At 58.9% G+C, this 20,093-nt stretch carries 21 protein-coding genes; 8 read left to right on the forward strand and 13 right to left on the reverse strand.

Translation table 11 applies throughout. The features are described 5' to 3' along the window. Positions 1 to 9: 9 nt before the first annotated feature. Positions 10 to 705 (forward strand): cyanoexosortase B system-associated protein, encoded by a 696-nt coding sequence (locus ACQ4N7_RS16075; protein ID WP_430712516.1) that lies wholly within the window; start codon positions 10 to 12, stop codon positions 703 to 705. Between the two features lie 92 nt (positions 706 to 797). Here the strand turns inward: ACQ4N7_RS16075 and ACQ4N7_RS16080 are convergent, their stop codons facing one another. From ACQ4N7_RS16080 to ACQ4N7_RS16105, 6 genes are all read right to left on the reverse strand, one after another. Then, the gene (locus ACQ4N7_RS16080) at positions 798 to 1,280 is read right to left on the reverse strand and encodes a hypothetical protein (RefSeq protein WP_430712517.1); all 483 of its coding nucleotides are present in this window, start codon (positions 1,278 to 1,280) and stop codon (positions 798 to 800) included. A gap of 162 nt (positions 1,281 to 1,442) precedes the next feature. Next, on the reverse strand, positions 1,443 to 2,087 hold the full coding sequence (locus ACQ4N7_RS16085) for a sigma-70 family RNA polymerase sigma factor (protein WP_430712518.1): 645 nt from the start codon (positions 2,085 to 2,087) through the stop codon (positions 1,443 to 1,445). After that, entirely contained in the window at positions 2,074 to 2,382 is a 309-nt protein-coding gene (locus tag ACQ4N7_RS16090; protein WP_430712519.1) for a hypothetical protein, read from the reverse strand. Before ACQ4N7_RS16090 ends, ACQ4N7_RS16085 begins: the two co-directional genes overlap by 14 nt. Positions 2,383 to 2,514: 132 nt before the next feature. Beyond that, on the reverse strand, positions 2,515 to 2,736 hold the full coding sequence (locus ACQ4N7_RS16095; protein ID WP_430712520.1) for an NfeD family protein: 222 nt from the start codon (positions 2,734 to 2,736) through the stop codon (positions 2,515 to 2,517). Between the two features lie 173 nt (positions 2,737 to 2,909). Then, entirely contained in the window at positions 2,910 to 4,034 is a 1,125-nt protein-coding gene (locus tag ACQ4N7_RS16100) for a SpoIID/LytB domain-containing protein (RefSeq protein ID WP_430712521.1), read from the reverse strand. A 388-nt stretch (positions 4,035 to 4,422) separates the two neighbouring features. Beyond that, the gene (locus ACQ4N7_RS16105; protein ID WP_430712522.1) at positions 4,423 to 6,219 is read right to left on the reverse strand and encodes a glycosyltransferase family 39 protein; all 1,797 of its coding nucleotides are present in this window, start codon (positions 6,217 to 6,219) and stop codon (positions 4,423 to 4,425) included. A gap of 312 nt (positions 6,220 to 6,531) precedes the next feature. On the opposite strand from ACQ4N7_RS16105, the gene ACQ4N7_RS16110 reads away from it, so the two are divergent. Beyond that, the gene (locus ACQ4N7_RS16110; RefSeq protein ID WP_430712523.1) at positions 6,532 to 6,672 is read left to right on the forward strand and encodes a hypothetical protein; all 141 of its coding nucleotides are present in this window, start codon (positions 6,532 to 6,534) and stop codon (positions 6,670 to 6,672) included. Here ACQ4N7_RS16110 and ACQ4N7_RS16115 read toward each other — a convergent pair. Next, entirely contained in the window at positions 6,669 to 7,337 is a 669-nt protein-coding gene (locus tag ACQ4N7_RS16115; RefSeq protein ID WP_430712524.1) for a hypothetical protein, read from the reverse strand. The genes ACQ4N7_RS16110 and ACQ4N7_RS16115 overlap by 4 nt on opposite strands. Before the next feature lie 140 nt (positions 7,338 to 7,477). Continuing rightward, complete coding sequence (locus tag ACQ4N7_RS16120) at positions 7,478 to 7,891, reverse strand: nuclear transport factor 2 family protein (protein ID WP_430712525.1); 414 nt, start codon at positions 7,889 to 7,891, stop codon at positions 7,478 to 7,480. A gap of 106 nt (positions 7,892 to 7,997) precedes the next feature. Between ACQ4N7_RS16120 and ACQ4N7_RS16125 the strand changes: the two genes are divergently transcribed. Then, complete coding sequence (locus tag ACQ4N7_RS16125) at positions 7,998 to 8,891, forward strand: ABC transporter ATP-binding protein (protein ID WP_430712526.1); 894 nt, start codon at positions 7,998 to 8,000, stop codon at positions 8,889 to 8,891. Here the strand turns inward: ACQ4N7_RS16125 and ACQ4N7_RS16130 are convergent. After that, complete coding sequence (locus ACQ4N7_RS16130) at positions 8,864 to 10,075, reverse strand: MFS transporter (protein WP_430712527.1); 1,212 nt, start codon at positions 10,073 to 10,075, stop codon at positions 8,864 to 8,866. The two genes, ACQ4N7_RS16125 and ACQ4N7_RS16130, sit on opposite strands and share 28 nt — an antisense overlap. A 36-nt stretch (positions 10,076 to 10,111) precedes the next feature. Further along, positions 10,112 to 11,404, reverse strand: a complete 1,293-nt coding sequence (locus tag ACQ4N7_RS16135) for a lipid-A-disaccharide synthase (RefSeq protein ID WP_430712528.1) — start codon at positions 11,402 to 11,404, stop codon at positions 10,112 to 10,114. Between the two features lie 252 nt (positions 11,405 to 11,656). Here ACQ4N7_RS16135 and ACQ4N7_RS16140 point away from each other — a divergent pair, with 252 nt between their 5' ends. Continuing rightward, positions 11,657 to 12,073, forward strand: coding sequence for a DUF6438 domain-containing protein (locus tag ACQ4N7_RS16140; protein WP_430712529.1), 417 nt, complete (start codon positions 11,657 to 11,659; stop codon positions 12,071 to 12,073). Between the two features lie 707 nt (positions 12,074 to 12,780). Continuing rightward, a complete protein-coding gene (locus tag ACQ4N7_RS16145; protein WP_430712530.1) occupies positions 12,781 to 13,587 on the forward strand; it encodes an SDR family NAD(P)-dependent oxidoreductase in 807 nt (268 codons plus the stop codon). Between the two features lie 135 nt (positions 13,588 to 13,722). Here ACQ4N7_RS16145 and ACQ4N7_RS16150 read toward each other — a convergent pair whose 3' ends face one another. Beyond that, on the reverse strand, positions 13,723 to 14,169 hold the full coding sequence (locus ACQ4N7_RS16150; RefSeq protein WP_430712531.1) for a Fur family transcriptional regulator: 447 nt from the start codon (positions 14,167 to 14,169) through the stop codon (positions 13,723 to 13,725). A gap of 232 nt (positions 14,170 to 14,401) precedes the next feature. Between ACQ4N7_RS16150 and ACQ4N7_RS16155 the strand changes: the two genes are divergently transcribed. The 3 genes from ACQ4N7_RS16155 to ACQ4N7_RS16165 all read left to right on the forward strand — a co-directional run bounded on the left by ACQ4N7_RS16155 (position 14,402) and on the right by ACQ4N7_RS16165 (position 17,939). After that, positions 14,402 to 15,076, forward strand: coding sequence for an SAM-dependent methyltransferase (locus ACQ4N7_RS16155; protein WP_430712532.1), 675 nt, complete (start codon positions 14,402 to 14,404; stop codon positions 15,074 to 15,076). Positions 15,077 to 15,290: 214 nt separating this feature from the next. Next, a complete protein-coding gene (gene ilvD, locus ACQ4N7_RS16160) occupies positions 15,291 to 17,186 on the forward strand; it encodes a dihydroxy-acid dehydratase (RefSeq protein WP_430712533.1) in 1,896 nt (631 codons plus the stop codon). Between the two features lie 201 nt (positions 17,187 to 17,387). Next, on the forward strand, positions 17,388 to 17,939 hold the full coding sequence (locus ACQ4N7_RS16165; RefSeq protein ID WP_430712534.1) for a hypothetical protein: 552 nt from the start codon (positions 17,388 to 17,390) through the stop codon (positions 17,937 to 17,939). Between the two features lie 557 nt (positions 17,940 to 18,496). On the opposite strand, the gene ACQ4N7_RS16170 is transcribed toward ACQ4N7_RS16165, so the two are convergent. Continuing rightward, positions 18,497 to 19,291: an energy-coupling factor ABC transporter ATP-binding protein gene (locus tag ACQ4N7_RS16170; protein ID WP_430712535.1), complete on the reverse strand. Its 795-nt coding sequence runs from the start codon at positions 19,289 to 19,291 to the stop codon at positions 18,497 to 18,499. Positions 19,292 to 19,293: 2 nt separating this feature from the next. Next, positions 19,294 to 20,088 carry a cobalt ECF transporter T component CbiQ gene (cbiQ, locus tag ACQ4N7_RS16175; RefSeq protein WP_430712536.1) on the reverse strand — a complete coding sequence of 265 codons (795 nt, stop codon included), beginning with the start codon at positions 20,086 to 20,088 and terminating at the stop codon, positions 19,294 to 19,296. Positions 20,089 to 20,093 lie beyond the last annotated feature (5 nt).

The raw sequence follows: 20,093 nt of genomic DNA on the forward strand, positions 1-20,093 counted from the left end.
TCGCACCCTATGACCACCCAGCCCTTGTCTTCTCGCCCTTTCTCCAACCGCTGGGTCAGCCTGGCTCTGGTGGTTGTGCTGAGCGCCCTGGCCGGGATGGCGATTTTGCCCGCCTACCTCAGCGGTCAGTGGCCCTGGCAAACTACGCCCCAGGTGACCCAAATCGACCAGCTGCGATCGCTGCAAACCGACGGTCTGCCGCTGCCCGGTTGGCAGCTCACCATCGCGGAACCCATCGCCATCAACCGCCAAACCTGGACGCTGGCAGAATATCGCGCCTCGTCTACCGGGGCGCAAACCGCCCCAGTGCAGTTTGCGCTACTGCTGCACCCCCAGCCCTGGCACAGCAACCAGCCCCAGCTGGAGTGGATCGACCTGGCCGGGGCTCAAAACTGGCGGATTGAGGGACGGCGGCGGCTGCGGGCTGGGTCGGTCACCGCGAGATTTTTTCGGGCCTGGGGCGATGGCCAGAGCTTTGCGGTGGTGCAGTGGTACGCCATGCCCCAGGGCGGGCATCCCTCGCCCAGCCACTGGTTTTGGGCCAACCAATGGTCGCAGCTCACCCGCCGCACCCTGACGCCGTGGGTAGCGGTGACGGTGCTGCTGCCAATGGAGCCACTGGGGGCGATCGCCGACTACCAGCCCCTGGCAACAGACCTCACGGCGTTAATTCAGCAACAGCTCGAAGCCACCGCCCTGCGCTAGCCCCCAAGCGCAAAAACGCCTGCCCCAAGACCAGGGCAGGCGGCTACCGTTTCCACTCAAAGGCGACTAAAGTTTTCCAACCATCTCGGGATTCAGGCCTCAGGCAGTGACGCATCGGGTTGAATCTCGACGTGCTGAGCAAACTCGCAACCGCAATTTTTGCATCGCCGCTGCTGAAACGTGGCAAAGTCATAGGGCTCTCGACTATTTCTAGGAACGGCTACATACCCTTTACCTTGAGGACATTGAAAGAACCTGGGCAGGTAAGAACTGGTCGGCACCGTCGATAGCTCAACTCGCTCAGCTAAATACTCACTCAGGTAGGCTCGCCTGGCATCTACGGCTCGTTCGTCCTCATCATCATCCATGTCGGCATAGAAATAGTCGATAAACTCTAACCACTCCATCAATCGATCATCGGCTTCGGCAAGGCTCCAAATTTGAGAGATTTGTTGAATCTGTCGATCAGGGTCCATATCGGGATGGGTGATCAACAGATAGTACTTCCACACCTGCCTTTTTTGCTTCAGACTGAGGTGAGAAAGAAATTGCTGATCTAACGTGGGAGTTTTCATAATGTTTGACTGAATGCTCCATAGCCTCGATAGTAATTTGTCTTAAACCTTTCAACCCAAACCATTTCACAATCCTTTCCGCAGGCTATAGAAGAACCCAAAAATATCAATTTTGGATGAACTTAAAACAGCTTGGGTCTGCTTAGGGCTAGCTTTAGATAGTTAATCGATACCTCCATTATAAAGCTGAAAGAAATGAGCCTTGAGCCTTTTTAGGGCGCGAGACTCGCGCTTTCTCAGCGCCTGTATCGAAGGCACGTGGCACTCTTCACCAGCGGCCATGTACTTGTAGTGCTGCCGAATCTGCTCGTAGGTTTTGCGCTGCAAAAACTTCATGCGAATCAGCCTTTGCTCGTCGGTTGTGAGCTGGTTGAGGGCGACTTCAAGAAACCTCAGCTGTTCAATCAGTTCTGCCTCTAGCAAAGGGTGCTTAGGCTGCTGCGCCAGGGTCGTCAACTGTTTTACCTTGCGCTCGTCCTTAATTGTCGCGTCGACCTTACTTCTGAGAATATTTAGGCACACCTGACGGAGCCAGGACTCGGGTTTGTGGATCGGTTTATTGTGCCTGCGAATATACTCAATGCCCCGCTTGACACCTTCAACAATGACGTCGTCTAGATCGACATTTGTAATGTGCCACTGCCTGACAAATCGAAGCAAAAACTTGTAAAAAGCAGTCCCTTTAAACTCGTCGGGCATGAGCAGGTGGCTGACCGCAGCGATGAAAGTATAGACCAGTTCTTCGACAGGTTCATGACTCGTTTGCTGCTCTAAGCGATGCTTGGGGGTTTTGTTAGTTTTGGTCATGACAAATGCCTTGTAGAGAGCGCGGCGGGCTGATGGAGAAAAACAAGTACCAGTCGGGATGCAAAAGTTTGAGATCGGTGGTGTGATCCAGCGAAAAGTCAGGTTTTTTGATTAAAACGCTCAGGTCTGTTTCTGGATCTGGGCTATCAGAACGGGGCTGAAGCCTTGTTTTAATCAGCGATCGCACGCTATCTAACACCTGCCGGGTAAAGCGAATTGCGCTGGCGAACCAGCCTCTAAATCGCAGGCGATCGGGTATGTCCGCAGCCTCTGCGATAACAAAGTTGATAACCATAGGTCTATGTCCTCAACAAACGATGCAGAAAAATTCGAACCATCTGTAGGGGTAGTAGGCGCAGGCGCGCAAACGTGACTCAAGTAGAAGAAAACATTTTCGCGCCGCCCCCCGGCTGTAGTTAGCGGCAGGCTAGGCCGGTTCAATCAGCAGGGTGTTACCCTGGCGATCGATGGGCCGAATGGCGTCGCCCGCTTGAAAGCTGTAGCTTGCAGCGGCTCGGGCCGTCCAGTACACGCCGTTGACGCGCACGACCCACTCCAAACCGGGCTGCGCCACAGAATGAATCACGCCTACGCCTGGGTACAATTTGCTCTCCAGTACAGCACTGATGGGTGTTGTTAAGCTGCTCATAGCGATTGGGCCTCCGTGTCTTGCCTTGCTTACTAGTGGCAGGAGAACCAAATGTGTGACATGTTGTAGTATGCGCAGCACAAAAAAGCTCGCGTCCTTGAGGGCGCGAGCTTTACAGAGATTAGTACCAACTAGAGGCCCTCGGTTTGATCAGGGCCAACGGCCGCTGGCCCCTACTCGACCACCAGGCGAGAGAGGCTGGTGCCGGGGTAGTAGTTGCCTAAAATTTGGTTGTAGTTGTAGCCCTTGCTGGCCAGTTCCATGGCCCCGGTCTGGCTCATGCCGTTGCCGCCGTGGGCCGCCTGCACGATCGCATCCGAGGCCGCATAGAGCGACTCCACAATGCCGCCGTTGTAGCTAATAAACTCGCCAGTTGTGGCGGCGACGGCAGCCTGGGTGGTGTTGGTCTCTTTAGCAATGCCCAGGTAGGCCTGGTAGCGCTGGGTATTGTCGAGGTCGTAGGGGCGCTGGGCGTGGCGCACGTGGTGCACCAGAGCGTAGGAACGGGCCGCCACCGCCTGGGCCTTGAGCGCTTCGAGGGGCCAGTTGACATACATTTCGCTGCCCACAACGCTGCTCAGGTAGTCGTGCATGAGCACAAAGTTGACGGCCATCAGGCCGGAGCCATCGCTCAGCAGCAAAACTCGACCCTTGTACCAGTTGTCGCCCACGTACACGTAGCCGCCTTCACCTGGCTCTAGCCATACCGTATTGGAGAGGGTGCAGCTACCGGCGGCCATCCCCGAGCCCTGGGGCTGCAGCACTAGGCTGCTCTGGGCGGGTAGATTGCAGTAGTTTTCACCACTGAGATCCATCAGGTAGCCGTCAACGGAGGTAGCGACTTCCAGGTTTGAGGAATTTTTGGCGATCGCAACCCGCATTTCGAGGTTGGTATCAATGGTTTTGCCGGGGTCAAAATTGCTGGCCACAGCGGGGGTCGGCGGCGCAGAGGGCTGGGGCACAGACCGCGAACTCGCCTGGGAGGCAGCGCTACTGCTGGCGGCGGGCTGAGCCGAGGGCGAGGCTGTCGCCGCGGCCTTAGCCGCTGGGGCCGGGGGCGCGGCGGCATCGGTGGCAGTGTCGGGGGGGAGAGCCGCCTGCACCAGCACCCGCCGCGCCCGGTACAAATCGACAATCGACTGGCGCACCATGCCCGTTGTTTGCCACAGGGCGGGTTTCAGGGTGCCAGATTTGCCGTTGTCCCGGTTGCCCAGCGGAGATGCCGAAACCTGCACCAGCAGGAGGCTGGCAAAGGCTAGACCGCTAAAGACCTTGATGCGAGTAGAAGGATTGCTCACAGGCGCAGGCTCTTGGGAACCATCCTTTGACCGTCGCAACGTCTTGAGATTAAGCGGCTGCAGTCTGACCGATTTGAGGCGCACTGGCCTCAGCTTTGGCAGCCGAGCCGTCCAGAGTTCTCTCATGGTGGTTTAACCTAGTCTCCACTCTTTACGCTAACGAAACCGAGTCCAACGCCCTGATCTATTTAAGGATAATCGTTAATAAATACAACGGTCAGGATACAGTCGTAACCTATACCTAAAGGTAGAGATCGCAGTCAGCAAAGTGGCCGATGTCAACTGCCGATTTTGAATTAGCAATTCAGGCCTGTCTGCCCCTGCTGTGGCAGAGTTTATATCGGCATAGAGGTGTGACCAGATGGCCAGGGGCCAATTCCGGGGCTGTTTAGGGTGATGTGCACAGGTAGTGGCTGTAGTGATGGCTGCCGCTGCTGGCCTGGTTCACCTGGGTACATCCATAGGCGCTCAGGTCTGAGTGACTATGCAGAAACCACAGATCGAATGGTCGAGGCGGCGCTGAGAGAATGTTGGCTAGCGCTGCTTCAGGCGGAACGGTGGGATTGCTGGGTAAGGCCCAGATAAAAAACTGGGGCGGCACCGACCACTGGCTCTCTGGGGTGGCTGGGTCAAAGTGGCGCTGAATCTCCCAGCCAATGCTGAGGAACTCAATGCCGATGACCGTCGGTTTTGTTTCGATCGGGTTGGCAAAGCCGATCAGTACCGGGTGGGCCGATTCGGTTTGCACCGTGCGAACAAACTGGGCCGGTGCGTAGTACTTAGCGAAGGCCAGGTTGCTGACGACGAACAGGGCGCTGACCAGACCCGCAACCCAGATTACTTGCACGCTGCGCCGTCCCGAAATGCGCCACGGCGTCCAGGGAATGCGGGCCGATGTCTCGGGAGTTTCTGGCCAGTAAACGGCCAACAGCCCCCCCAGCAGCACCATGACACCAGGGTGAAAGACGAAGTTGTAGCGGTGCCCGCGGGTGATATCCATCGCCACGCCGTAGGTGACCGCAAAAAAGATTGCGATCGCCGCCAGCACAAACCCGCCCATGACAAATAGCCCAAACCGACCGGAGGCCGACTGGCGCACCAGCGGTCTGGCCTGAATGAGTCGCCCCACCAGCCACAGCAGCACGGGCAGCAGCAGCAGCACCGACAGCACCACGGCCGCAATGCCGATCGCGCCATGGGCGTGGGTGATGGGGGTAATTACCATAAAGATCAGCCCGACCAGCATCTGCGCGATTGGATCCAGCCACCGCATGGGCTGGCTGAGGTCAATGGCCAAATTTGAAGACTGGCTGCTGCCGTAGAAGTTGAGCAGCACCGGCAGCCACACCAGGCAAGCGGCCAAGGTGCCCAGCATCACCCAGTACAGCCGTCGCCAGGGGCGTTGCCAGAGCACCTGGGGCCGCGATCGCCCCTGGTGCCAGGCCAGCGCCATCAGCACCAGGGCCTGAGCCATCAGCGCCAGCGCCGTAAAGTAGTGGGTGGCAAAGGCCAGAGCGTTGACCCCCACCCACAGCAGCCCAAAGGCCGGTGAAATGGGCGGGTTCAGGGGTGCTTTGGTTTCGGCACCGTACAGGCTCCAGACCCCCACGGCAAAGCAGGCCAGCCCCAGCGAGACCATCAGGGTGGCCATGCCGTAGTGCCGGGCCTCCTGGGCCATCGCCACCCCAAACGGAGATACAGCCATCAGGGCGGCGCTGATCTGCCCCGCCAACACCGAGCGAAACCCCAACCACCCGGCCAGATAGACCGCCGGTACGCTCAGGGCACCGAGCAGGGCGGGCAGGGCTCGCGCCGCCCACGGAGAGGCTACTCCCTGCACCGTCGGAAAGAGATTCATCCAGAGGTGGGCCAGGGCGAAGTAGGCCGGTGGATGGTTATCTTCCTGCATCAGGTAGTGGATGGTGGAGCCCACGGTCGCCTCGGGACGGGGGCGCAGAGGCGTCAGCAGCTGCTCTAGCGAGATCACCTGATCGAGCGGAACAGAGCGACTGCTGTTGCCCAGCGAGAAGATGGTTGTGGCCACCTCATCCATCCAGAGGGGCTTGCTGGTTAGAAATGCCAGACGAATGGCCAGGGCGATCAAGAACCACACCGCCATCCAGACCGCCGCAGGCGACAGACGCCACGCTTTGATCAGCTGCGTTAAATTGCTAGAAACTGCCAAGGCCGGTGATACTCCTCAGTAGCGGACTCAAAAATGACGGACTCAACTGCACCTGTCTTCGAAACAGTCTACTGAGTTCTATGGCTAAGACTATGCCACCGCCAGAACGGTGAGGACGTGACCAAAGTCCTTGAAGTGATGGCTACGGCCGTTGCGCTACCCAGTTTTCAACCATGGCCAGGGCTGGTGTCCTGAGCGCCAGGGCCATCGCTGTAGATTAAAAAGGCCTCAACCTACGCCAGGTTGAGGCCTTTGGTCAGGAGGGTTTACTGTCTGGTGAAATAGCCGTCTCAGCTGTCAGCCTGAAGCAGAATGACCACTGCACAGGGCATACAGAAACTGGAGCTAAATTCTGAACATTTCTGTTGGTGGCAGCAGGGGCGATCGCCTCAGCCCAATACCGGCAGCGATGGCCCTCAAGGGCCAGTCTTTGACCATCGCACCCCTGACTAAATTTCGGCTACCGAGTTGAGGCCCACAATGTCTTCGTAGGCCGCTGCCACAATGCAGACCGAAAGGGGCACAGTTACCAGCAGGCCAATTCCTAACACAATGGCCCCAGCCACATTGAGCAAGCCAAGCAGGAGCAGCAGGCCAAAAAATGAGAACCACTTTTTGGTAATTAGCTGGCGGCTGGTTTCCATCGCTTGCCAAAAATCAGCGCTCTTGTCAATCACAAAGGGCTGGGCGAACAGGTACGCTACGGCCAAATAAATGCCTGGAATCACAAGCAGCACAAACCCCAGGGCGGTCAAAATACCGGCTACCAGCGCGGTGAGAAAGATCGGTAAAAACTTGTTAAATCCCTGAAAAAAGTCACTAAAGACCGCATTGCGACCGCGGGCGAGCTGAAACGCCACAAAGTAATAGCCTGCGGTTAGGGCTGGGGTAACGACATTAAACGCAAAATTGAGAATGCCCCCAGGCACGGGCTCATCGCTTCTTGACCCTAGCGGATAGGGGAGGATGGCGATGACAACCTGAATCAGAAACAGCATCAGGGTAAATAGAACAAACAGCGGGGCTTTTTGCTTGAAAATCTCCCAGCCGCGGCTAAAGTATTCGCCAATTTTGACGTCATAGTCGCGATTGGTAAAGTTAGCGCTAAAACTACTCATCGCCGTTCTCCAAAATCCCCAAACGATTAAATCCAGAATATCGGCTTCACGTTAGCTGAAGCTAAAGTCGCGGCAAAAATTAACCTGAGAGCATCTAGCAGAAGACAGATCTATCAGCCAAAAATGGCGAATTAAGGGGCTTAATCGACCACCGGGCTGCCGTGGTGGTGGGTCATATACCACTTGCCGGCCAGGCGCTCAAACCCGTTGGTGGCCATCGATCGCGCCTCTAGACGGCGGCTGGTGAAGCGATCGAGGCCAGACTCGCCGCTGATCTGCAGCACGTTCTCAATTAGCACCACGAAGGCCAGGTCGCCGCTGACCTCAACGGTGAGAATGTCGGTGTCGATTTCGAGGTAGCTAGTGTTTTTGAAAATCCGCTCCCAGGCGTCGCGGATGTCGGGCCAGCCCTTGAGGGCATCGCGCCCTGGGTGAATGCAGAGGCAGCCCATGCCCTTGGACCAGACGGCTTCCATGGCTTCTATGTCCTTCTTCTCGAAGGAGCGGTAGAAGGCGCTGTTTGTGGCCAAGACCAGTTCGCGATCGCCAGCCATAGAGTCCTCACTGATAAGATACAGGGGCGTTTCCCTGCCTCCTGTCTTGAGCATAACTAACGGCAGGGGAAGGCAGCCACCCTCGGCCCCAAAGTCGCACCCCTGCATGCTAAAGCTTGAAAATCTTTGTAAGCGCTACGGTTCTAAGGCGGTGTTGCAAAACCTCAGCCTGGATCTGCAACCCGGCGAAATCTACGGCCTGCTCGGCCCCAATGGAGCCGGTAAGACAACCACCATCAACATTATCTGCGGGTTGCTCAGAGCCGACAGCGGCTCAGTCACCATTGGCGATCGCCCGGCAGGCGAGGCCACCAAAGCGCTGGTGGGGGTGACGCCCCAGAGCAACCTGCTCTACGGCAGCCTCACCTGTAGCGACAATTTGTTCTTTTTTGGCCGGCTCTACGGGCTCTCTCGCCAGGACTGCCTGCGGCGGGTCGAGGTGTGCCTGGAGGCAGTCAACCTGCTGGCGCAAAAGCACACCCCGGTAGAGCGGCTCAGCGGCGGCATGCAGCGGCGGCTGAGCATGGCGGCGGCGATGCTGCACCGCCCCAAGCTGGTCATTCTCGACGAACCCACCACCGGGCTCGATATCGAAGCGCGGCAGGAGCTCTGGCAGCTGATTCGCCAGTTTAAGGCGATGGGGGTGACGGTGTTGCTGACCTCCCACCTGCTCGACGAGGTAGAGCGGCTGTGCCAGCGAATTGGCATTTTGAGCCAGGGGCGGCTGCTGGCCGAGGGCACGCTAGAGCAGCTGCGATCGCGCATTCCAGCCCGCGAGATAGTCACCGTCGAAACGAAGGATCCGAAAGGGGCGATCGCCCGCGCCCGCCAGCTGGGCTACCCCCACCGCACCTACGGCGGCGACCTGGCCTTTTGGGTGCCCGAGCAGCTCGAACTGAAGGAGTTAATCGATCGCTTTGAGGGCATTCCCCTCGACTCGATCGCCCGCAGCCCGGTCAAGCTAGAGCATGTTTATCTGGAAGTGACGCGGGCGGCGTGAGGGGGGGATCCGCTGGCCCCTACGCACAGTCCTGCCGCCAAAAATGCCAGGGCGGCCACCAGGGCAATCACCGTCGGGCCGAGCCCGCTGTTGACAAAGAGCCCCCCGCCCACGCTGGCGGCCAGGGCACCGCCGCTAAAGTAGGTGCCCGTGCCCAGCCCAGCGCGGGCAGGGGGCACCATGGCCAGGGCAAAGGGCAGCGTGCCGTTAGAAACCAGGCTGAGCGCCGCCCCAAACAGGGCGGCCAGCAGCATTCCTACCGCCGTACTAGAAATCACCCCCAACAGAATGGCCAGACTGGCCATAGCGCTCAGCCCCAGCACCATGGCCCGGCGGTTGCCCAGGCGGCGGGCCAACTGCCCGGCTGGAATGGCGGTCAGGGCCAGGGCAATAAACAGCGCCCCCAGCACCAGGGGTATATTGGCGTCGGGTACTCGCTGGGCCAGGGTGGCGGGCAGGGCGCTCATCACCAATCGAAAGCCCAGGCCCACCCCCACGCCTGTACCAAAGATCAGACCCAGGCTGGCCCAGGGCAGCGGGCTGGCGGCTGGCGGCGCGATCGCCGCCGCATCCGTCACCCCCGACGGCCCCGCCCACCGCAGCGCCAGGGCGGCCACCAGCAGCACCACCGACCCCAGGCTAAACGCCACTAGCGGCCCCAGCCCCAAAATAAACTGGCCCGCCAGCGGCCCCATCGCCCCCGACACACCGCCTACCAGCGTCAAAAGGCTGGCCGCTTGAGGCAGCTGGGTGCCCATCGCGTAGCGCCCCAGCAGCGACAGGGCCGGGCTGCGAAAGACCGCCATCGCCATGGCCCAGGCCACCAGCAGCAGCGGCAGCCCCCAGCGCAGCGCCCCCTGCCCCCACACCAGCGCCGTCGGAATCACCACAAACAGGCCCGCCGTCAGCACGACACCCAGGCTGATGATCGGCAGGCGAGTGCCAATCTGGTGCTGCATGCGATCGGAAAAGGTGCCTACCACGGGTTCTATGACCATGGCCAGCAGGTTTTCGACCACCAGCAGCCCCACGGCCAGCCCCTGGGGAAACCCCAGCTGGGTCAGCAGCTGCACTAGATAGAGGTTGTAAATCACCCACAGCAGGGTAATTGCCCCCTGCATCAGGGCGAGGCCCCATACTGGCCCCCACAGAACAGAGGGTTTAGCGGTGGGTATCTGAGCCATAGAGCGATCGCGCCTGCTAAAGTCTTACATCGGGCATCACGACCTTAGCTCTTCGACCACCATCACCGCCAGTTTGCTCGCCGCCCCTGCTTCCCCCCGCACCGATCGCAGCGCTTGCCGAATGGCCTCCAGGGTCGGGGGATTTTCTAAGTAGCTCACCACCTGGGCCGCCACCTCTGCGGGCTTGAGCGGGCCAATCCGCTCAGGGACAATTTCGCGCTTAGCCCAAATGTTGGGCCAGGCAAACAGTTTTCCTTCTTTATAAATTTGGCGCAGCACCAGCCGGTTGATGATTCTAGTCAGGTTATCTCCCACCAGGGGCAGGTTGGCCAGCAGCCCCGGAATGCCGTCCCAGGCTTTCATGGCCTCAAGCTTTTGGGTGGGCAGCAGCACCATCATCGGCACCCCCAGGGAGCCTAACTCGGCGGTGTTGGCCCCCACGGTGGTGAGGCAAAACCGCATCTGGCTCATCAGGTCGTAGGCGGGGCTGGTCTGCCACAGCAGTACCTCCAGCCCGCTAGGGGTACGCAGCCGGGGCAGGGGCGAATTTGGCTCCACTAGCTCTGCTGTAGCCGCCCCTTCAATCAGGCGAATATCTGGGTTTTGGGCCGGATCGGCAAACTGGGCCAGCGCCTCTAGCGACAGCATCGGCGCGACCGGAATCACAAACTGGGTATTGGGCCGCTGCCGGTGGATGGCCTCGGCGGTGCCCAAGGCAAAGGGCAACCCCATGCTGAGCTTATTTTTTTTGGATCCAGGCATGAAACCGATCAGCTCTTGATCAGGTTTTAGGGAGAGCCGGTCGCTCACCGCCTCCTGGCTGACCGCATCACCCCGCACATCGGCCATCAGGTCGCCGATCACCTCGCACTTGTCGCGAAACTCGGGCGGGGCCGCCTCGACAATATTGGCCGTCATGCAGCCAAAGCGATCGATCCAGCGATGCCAGCGGGCATCCCACTCGGCGTAGATCACGGTGCGGTAGCCCAGGCGGCGGCCCACCACCACCGGGTAAATCTGGTCGCCGCCCAAAAACAGCACCACCCCGCGCGGGTGCCAGTCCCAGCGCTCGGCAGTTTTGCCCGTCAGCAAAAATGAGAAGAAATGCTCTGGCCCCTGCACGCGATCGACCCCCGGTAGCCGAAGAGCCATCTCGGCCTCGCGCCCGGAGGCATTGGCGCAGGGCGACAGCACTACGGAAATGCGGGTCTGGGCCGATTCGTCCCCCAATGGACCACCGGGTTCTCGCAACGCTCTGACCACCGGGCGCACCCAGGTCGAAATTTCCCCTGGCCCATTGGACAAAATCAAAATATCGCTGGGTGCCATTGGCCTTCGTCCCTCACTACACCGGCTAGGGGTATGCCCCTGGCCTGCTCTCTAGCTTAGGTCCCGCGCCTTCAATATCGCTCGTCTGTTCACAAACAGTGGTCGATAAAAACCGGCGTAGTTGGGTATGGCTTATGTAGAGGGTTGAACAAACGCCCTTACCCTCCTTGATAACCGATAGGCTGGCGACAGCTATATAGAGGTTAATTTTGTCAAGAGCTGTCATTAAAAATGCTGAGGAACAGTGCGATCGTGAACATACCGCCCAAAATCCATAAATTGACCTTCAGCCGGGGAATGTGTTTCGGTTCTTGCCCGGTTTACACCGTCGAACTTTCCTCCGATGGCCAGGTATTGTGGTTCGGCGAATACTATGTCAACGTCCTGGGGAGAGCCAATTGGTCTGTTCCGCTGGCTCAGGTAGCCGAAATTGAGCAAACCCTTCACCATGTTCGCTTTCAGCGTTTTGCTGCTGCCTACGACGACAGCGATATAACCTGTCAACCCTCCAGTCAAATTTCGGTCGTTTACCTGGATGGGGCAACCAAAACCGTCAGCCATGACCACGGCGATTTTTCTGCCCCAGAAGCCTTAACCCTTTTGGAGGACTGCCTAGATGATTTGATGGGGACAGCCCCCTATGTTGGTAGCACCGACTGCACTGACTAGCGCCATGCTCAGCCACGCCCAGATACAGGGCAATAGCCCCAAGCGATCGTTTCCGCCCTGCATGAAGAAGGCCCTGAAAAATCTATAGACTCACTGTTTTCTACACAACTTTTTACACAGTGATACGCAACTTAGGTTACAGGGCTGCTTTCTCAGTTTTTGGTTCCCGTCCGGGCAGGTTCTCATGAAACAGAAATAACGTCTGAAACCGTTGTCCGAACAGAATTCTTTGTGTGGCGTAAAAACTGTGTCTGGGGCAGGCAGGGTTCCCGTCGTCGTCATTTCTGAGATTTTTGATAAGCACTGTTACAATTCGACGACTTCGTTCAGGATCATTGTCGCTCTCTGATCCCGGTGCTAACGTCTGAGTCATGGTTCGGATGGTCTTTCATTCAGGAGAGCAAACCCCATGCTCCAAGCGCACAGCACCCGTCTCCAACGCGTTAGATAAAGGCCCCACCTGTAGGGCTGCGCACAGCAACGCGACCCCAAAGCTCCAAGGTAGTCTGGCTCCCAGCCAGGTAAACCAAGCACACCGCGACTAATCAGCGATCGCTGTTCCCAAACCTATTTAGCTTTTCTCAGGCAAATTCTGCACCGATTGATTCACAGGTGCTATCGGTCCCGGCCTTTTTGATAAGGCGCACCATCGCACCACAGCTCTAATCACGCTGACGGCACTACGCCAGACTCAGCAGGAGGTTCCTATGCTTTTTCACGGAAAAACAGCTCTGATTACCGGAGCATCGCGCGGCATTGGCCGTGCGATCGCCCACGCCCTGGCTCGCCAGGGTATGCAGCGCATTTTGCTGGTGGCCCGCCATGCCCAGCGCCTGGAAGCCGTTGCCGATGAAGTGCGGCAGCTGGGGGCCGAGGCGATCGTGCTGCCCGTCGATTTGACTGACCCGATTCAGGCCAATGTGGTAATTGCCCGCGCCTGGCAGCACCACGGCCCGGTACACCTGCTGGTCAACTGCGCCGGGGTGGCCTACCAAACGCCGTTTTTGCAGGCCAAGCTGCCCCAGGTGCAGGCCGAAATTTCGACCAACCTGATTGGCCTCTACACCGTCACTCGCCTGGTGGCCCGCCGTATGGCCGCCCGCCGCGAGGGCTGCATTGTCAATGTCTCTAGCCTGATGGGCAAGGTGGCGGCCCCAACGATGGCGACTTATTCGGCCACTAAATTTGCGATCGTCGGCTTTACCCAGGCCCTGCGCAGCGAACTGGCCCCCCACCGGGTAAAGGTCGTGGCGCTGCTGCCCTCGCTGACCGATACCGATATGGTGAAAGGCTTTGACTGGTTTCGCGGGGTGCAGCCTGCGACGCCAGACCAGGTGGCCGAGGCCATGGTGCGGGGGCTGCGGCGGGGTCAGACCGAGATTTTGGTAGGCTGGCAGAGCCATGCGGCTATGTTGGCCCAGCGGCTAGCGCCCTGGCTGGTCGAGCCAATGATTCAGCTGCTGGCCCCGGCTCGGGCGGGGCAGCCCCAGCGGCGACCTGTGCGTTCGACCTAGTCAAATCTGCTTTCAGATCTGCTTAGCGCTATTCGCGTGGTGGGCGGTGCCCACCCTACAGCTACAAAGATCGAAACGGTCAACCTGTAGGGGCATGGCATGCCCCTACAAACGGGGGTTAGCTAGATAAAACCCTTATTCTGTAGCTCTGGCGGTGGTGCCAAAAAAGTCGATGCGGTAGTCGGTGATGCTGACCCCGGTGCGGGCCTCAATCTGCTCAATCAGGTCGGCGGGCAGGGTGACCTGAATGTCGATAATCTCGTTGGTGTCGAGGCAGTTGACGTGGCTGTGGGAGTCGCTCAGATGACCGTAGAGCCGACCGTCGGCGCGCTCAACGCACTCGATAATGCCCTGCTCTGAGAGCGCATCGAGGTTTTGGTAGACAGAGGTATGGCCAATTTCGCGGCCCTGCTGGTTGAGGCGATCGTAAATTTCGCGGGCGGAGAGGTGGCCCTGGTGCTGCCAGAGCAGCTCCAAAATGTAGCGTCGCTGCCGACTCAGCCGCATACCCAGCACCTGGCAGCGCTCAATAGCATCTTCCAGGGAGGTGATTGGAGGTTTAACTGCGGCCTGCTCTTCCATAAAATTGGCGGTTATTCATACTCAGTACCACTTTAACTTGTTTGAAAGAATCGTGTCTAGAACTACAAATTAAAGGGTATCGTGCTGCCGCCCCCCGGCGATAGACAGTTTGAGGGCAGCACCGCCGCCCTCGTCATGTTGGGTGACTGCACCGTCAAGCCCTGTCGGAACCGCTTCAGCGCCAGCAGGCAAGCTAGGCTAAAGGCAATGGCTGAGATGAGGTGGTCTCGACGTGAAGCTGGATGATGTTGTCCCCTGGGGCAGAACGCTGGACGAATATCGAGCCATGTTTAACCTGTCTGAAACAGACTTAAACGCCAAAATCCTTGGGTGTGGCGACGGGCCAGCTAGCTTCAATGCTGAAATGACTCGGTTAGGCCATTTTGTTACGTCTGTTGATCCGATTTATCAATTTTCTGCTGAGCAAATTGAGCAGCGGGTTCGCGCTACCTATGAAACTGTTGTTTCGCAGGTTAGGCAAAATTCTGATCGCTACGTTTGGCAGAACTTTGAGAATGCCGATCAACTCGGTTGTGCTCGCCTGAGGGCAATGGAAACGTTTTTGCTGGATTATGATGCCGGTAAAGCTGCGGGGCGATATTTGGATCAGGCTTTGCCTAGCCTAGCCTTTGCTGATAACCAGTTTGAGCTGTGCCTCTGTTCGCATTTGCTTTTTCTTTACTCAGAGCAGCGATCGCTGGAGTTTCACATCGCCTCCATCCATGAGCTGCTGCGGGTTGCCGCAGACGTGAGAATCTTTCCCTTGATTAAACTCAATGGTCAGCCATCGCCCTATGTTGAGTCGGTGATCAATTCACTGCCAAGCCAGGGGCTTAGTATTCAAATTGAAGCCGTTGCCTACGAATTTCAAAAGGGCGGCAACCAGATGTTGAAAATTAGCCGCTGAGCGATTCCGGAACGGATACTCGTTTCGAGTCGGTTCCCGGTTTTGGGATGCTGCGGGCCATACGCTCGTGAAGCGCAATTTGACGTTGGTTTTCTCGGCCGCAAATTGAACTACAGAGTCAGTTATTGTAGTTATTGCGGTTTATGGTCTCGTTGGCACCGCTAGGTTTGAGCGCCAGACTGTAACCACACCCCTTAGACAGCTAGGATGAGCCATGCCGACCTATCGATCGAAAACCTCCACCCATGGCCGCAATATGGCCGGTGCCCGTGCCCTCTGGCGCGCCACCGGCATGCAAACCGAAGACTTTGAAAAGCCCATCATTGCGGTCGCCAACTCCTTTACCCAGTTTGTGCCCGGCCACGTTCACCTCAAAGATCTGGGTCAGCTGGTGTGCCGCGAGATCGAGGCCGCTGGCGGCGTTGCCAAAGAATTCAACACCATTGCCGTAGACGACGGCATTGCTATGGGCCACGACGGCATGCTCTACAGCCTGCCCTCGCGGGAGATCATTGCCGACTCGGTGGAGTACATGGCCAACGCCCACTGTGCCGATGCCCTGGTCTGTATTTCTAACTGCGACAAGATCACTCCCGGCATGCTGATGGCGGCGCTGCGGCTGAACATTCCAGCGGTGTTTGTCTCCGGCGGCCCGATGGAAGCGGGCAAAACCAAGCTGGCTGACCACAAGCTCGACCTGGTCGATGCCATGGTGGTGGCCGCTAACGACAGCGCCAGCGATGAGCTGGTGGAAGAGTACGAGCGCTCCGCCTGCCCCACCTGCGGGTCGTGCTCGGGCATGTTTACCGCCAACTCCATGAACTGCCTCACCGAGGCGATCGGCCTGTCGCTGCCGGGCAACGGCACCACGCTCGCCACCCACTTCGATCGCAAAGATCTCTTTCTGACCGCCGCCCGCACCATCGTCGAGATCACCCGCCGCTACTACGAGCAGGGTGACGAGTCGGTGCTGCCCCGCGCGATCGCCAGTTTCAACGCCTTTGAAAACGCCATGATGCTGGACATCGCCATGGGCGGCTCCACCAACACCATTCTGCACCTGCTGGCCGCCGCCCGCGAGGCCGAGGTCAACTTTACTATGGCTGATATCGATCGCCTCTCCCGCCAGGTGCCCCAGCTGTGCAAAGTGGCCCCCAATACCCAGCAGTATCACGTAGAAGATGTGCACCGGGCGGGGGGCATTCCCGCCATTCTCGGCGAGCTGGATCGGGCGGGGCTGCTGCACTCCGACGTGCCCACGGTACACAGCGCCACCCTACAGGAAGCCCTGGAGCGATGGGATGTGACCCGCACAGATAACGAGGCTGTGCACACCTTTTTCCGGGCTGGCCCAGCGGGCATCCCCACCCAGGTGGCCTTCAGCCAGGACACACGCTGGCCCTCGCTGGATCTCGATCGCGAAACCGGCTGCATTCGCGGTGCGGAGCATGCCTATTCGCGCGAGGGTGGCCTGGCGGTGCTCTACGGCAACCTGGCCGCCAATGGCTGCGTTGTCAAGACCGCAGGCATTGACGTCAGCATGTTTGAGGCGGAGCAGTTGCGTTATACCACCAGTGTGCCAACCTCGACCCTGCGGGTGTTTGAAGGGCCTGCCCGCGTGTTTGAAAGCCAGGATGCCGCCGTCAATGCCATTCTGAACGACCGGATTCAGCCCGGTGACGTGGTGATCATTCGCTACGAGGGGCCGCGCGGTGGCCCCGGCATGCAGGAAATGCTCTACCCGACTAGCTACCTGAAATCGAAGGGGCTGGGCAAGACCTGCGCCCTGATCACCGACGGGCGCTTTTCGGGCGGTACCTCGGGGCTTTCGATTGGCCACGTCTCGCCAGAGGCGGCAGCGGGCGGCAACATTGCCCTGGTGGAGGAGGGCGATCGCATCGTGATTGATATCCCCAACCGCACCATCAATGTTGACCTGTCGGCAGAGGAGTTGGCCCATCGGCGAGCAGCGATGGAAGCCAAGGGCAAAGACGCCTGGAAGCCTGCCCAGCCCCGGCCCCGGCGGGTGTCAGCGGCGCTCAAGGCCTACGCGCTGCTGGCCACCAGTGCCGATCAGGGCGCGGTACGCAACCTGGAGATGCTGGAGTAGAGCCAGGGCCGCTCACTGACGCGCAGCGCTTGAGACCGGACAAAATCTACCCTTTTAGAGAACAGATCTCTATCAGGTAGCCGTTTTTGTCTGGCCAAGAAATAATTACCTTGCTAAGTAATCTACCAGTGCCGAATTGCGCTCAGCTGCGCTGATTTGGCCACCGTTAAAAACCAGATTCTTAGCAAGGAATTACTCAAAATGAGCGTTAACGAAGACCTTCATCCCAAGCACGATCCTCAGCACCATCATCCTGAGCACGACCATGACACCAATCCTGACCCGATTACGGGTGAACATGGATCTCACCCTGTCGGTACGGGGGTTGGGGCCGCTGGTGCAGGCGTGATTGGCACAGCCGTTGGGGTTGCGGTGGGCGGCCCGGTTGGCGGTGCCATTGGTGCCGTAGTGGGCTCTGCCGCTGGCGGTTTGCTCGGCAAAAGCGTAGCAGAAAACTTTGACCCCACAGTCGAAGATGACTACTGGCGCAACAACTACAAAACTCGCCCCTACGTAGACTCGGCCTACACCTACGACGACTACAGCCCGGCCTATCGCACTGGTTACGAAGGCTATTCCACTTACTATCCCCAGGGCATGACCTACCAGCAGGCTGAGCCTCACCTGCGTCAGCGCTATGAGCAAACCCATCGCTCTAGGCACCTGGGCTGGGATAAGGCTAAGCACGCCAGCCAGGATGCCTGGTACCGACTAGAGCACGGTACGCCCAGTACCGATGGCGCTTTCAGATAGATCAGCGGCAAACTTTAATCACGCTTAGAGTTTTATAGGGTAGGGGTAGCCAGAAGAGTGCCCCTGCCCTTTTGGTTGCGCTGTCGTCCGTGGAGCCTGGGTTGCAAGACGTATGATTTGAGTGGGCGATCGCAAGCCACGAATTTAGGGTGGCCTCTCAATGAATTAGGGTTGGTGGGCAGTGCCGACCACTTTCTCGGCATGAATTAAGCAAATCTTTTGGGAGCCTAAACCCCTGAGGGCGGCGCACAATTTGGGGCAAAAGCCAGATCTACTGCTGGGGCCATTTCGCCAGCCCCAGACCACCGGCTTCGCGCGTCCTCCGGCCTACGAGAAGGACGTCGCCCCCCCAGGGGCGCAGACAAACATCGGTCGTCCTTCACCTCGCGGAAAGGACTGGCCGATCATCGGTTTAAACCCTTATTCTGCAAATGAATTTGTAAGCAACACTCAACCCCGAGGTTTCTACCCCCGATCGCAATCGCCCTCTTCCTCATCCCCTCACCTTCCTCATCCACCCATCCACTCACCCACCCATCTACCCATCCACTCCCCTCCTACTCCCCATGATGCGGCTCCACATGAGGAATCAGCGAATGGGGCTTCTCTAGACCGTGGGCTTCCATGAGGGCCTGGTCGCCCATGATCTGGCGGGGGCAGCCGTCGGCGATGATGCGGCCTTCGTCGATGAGGATGACGCGATCGCAGACTTCCAGCACAAACTCGAGGTCGTGGGAGGAGATCAGGATGGTTTCGGTGGAGTTTTGCAGAAAGCGGATCAGGCGGCGGCGGGTGCGGAGGTCGAGGCTGGCGGTGGGTTCGTCGTAGAGAATGATCTGGGGGGTCATGGCGAGGAGGCCTGCGATCGCAACCATTTGCTTTTCGCCGCCGGAGAGGTGGTGGGGCAGGCGATCGAGCAGGTGGGCGATGCCGGCCATATCGGCCGCCTGGGCGACGCGGGCATCGACTTCGGCGGGGTCGAAGCCCATGTTTTGGGGGCCAAAGGCGATGTCGTCGCGCACGGAGGCGGAGAAGAGCTGGTCGTCGGGATCCTGAAAGAGGAGCGCGACTTCGGGGCGAAACTGGCCGGGGGTGAGGAGTTCACCAAACAGGTGAATGTCGCCTGCAACAGGGGTGAGCACGCCGCAGAGCAGCATAAACAGGGTGGTTTTGCCGCAGCCGTTGTGGCCGATAATGCCGACGCGATCGCCCTCCTGGACGGTCAGAGTGACCTCGCGCAGCACTTCGGGCTGGTCGGGGTAGCCAAAGGAGAGGGCGCTGGCGGCGATCGCGACTCGCCGCTGCCCCTGGGCGACGGCTACTGAGTTCAGGCCGGTCGAAACAGATTTCATCATCATGCCAATCTCATCTCTGCAAGGACTAACCCCACCGCTGCCACCAGTACGGCCCCGGTTAAGGCCCAGTTGTGGAATGATAAAGGGCTGGAAGTCGGGGCAGCCGGGGGGGCCTGGCGGCTCTGCCCGTAGCCCCGCAGCCGCATCGCTTTGTACACCCGCTCCGACTGCTCGTAGCTGCGAATCAGCAAGTTGCCGGTCAGCAGGGCCAGCTGCTGCATGGTGTGGCGATTGATCCGCAGCCAGCGCTGGCGACTGTGGCCAAAGCCCCGCAGCCGCATGGCCTGCTGCATGGTGGCCAGCATGACGGCAATCTCAAACAGGTAGCGATACGACAGCAGGGTCATATCGGCGAGCAGGGTGGGCAGACCGAGCGATCGCATGGCCCCCAGCAGGGTCAAAAACGGCGTCGTGCCCAGCAAAATAAAGCCCAGGGTCAAAATCGACAAAAACCGTCCCACAATTAGCCCCGTGGCCCGCAGCCCTTCTTCGCGCAGGGCCAGCCAGCCCCACTGAGCCAGCACCGTTTCCCCCACCGTCAGGGGCAGCAGCACCACCACCGCCAAAATAAACAGGCCCGGATAGCTCAACCGCTGCCGCAAAAACGACAGCGGCAGCCCCGACAGCCCGTAGAGCAGCGCCGCCAGCCCCAGCATCCACGGCACCAGGGTCAGCTGCTGCACTGTGGCAAAGGCAAACATCAGCAGCCCCAGACTGACCAGTTTGAGCTGGGGTGCCCAGTGGTGAATTATCGACTCGCGATGAATATAGGTATTGTGACTAGCGGCTCCCATGGGCT

This window comes from Nodosilinea sp. AN01ver1 (genome assembly GCF_050565655.1).
Taxonomy (GTDB): domain Bacteria; phylum Cyanobacteriota; class Cyanobacteriia; order Phormidesmidales; family Phormidesmidaceae; genus Nodosilinea.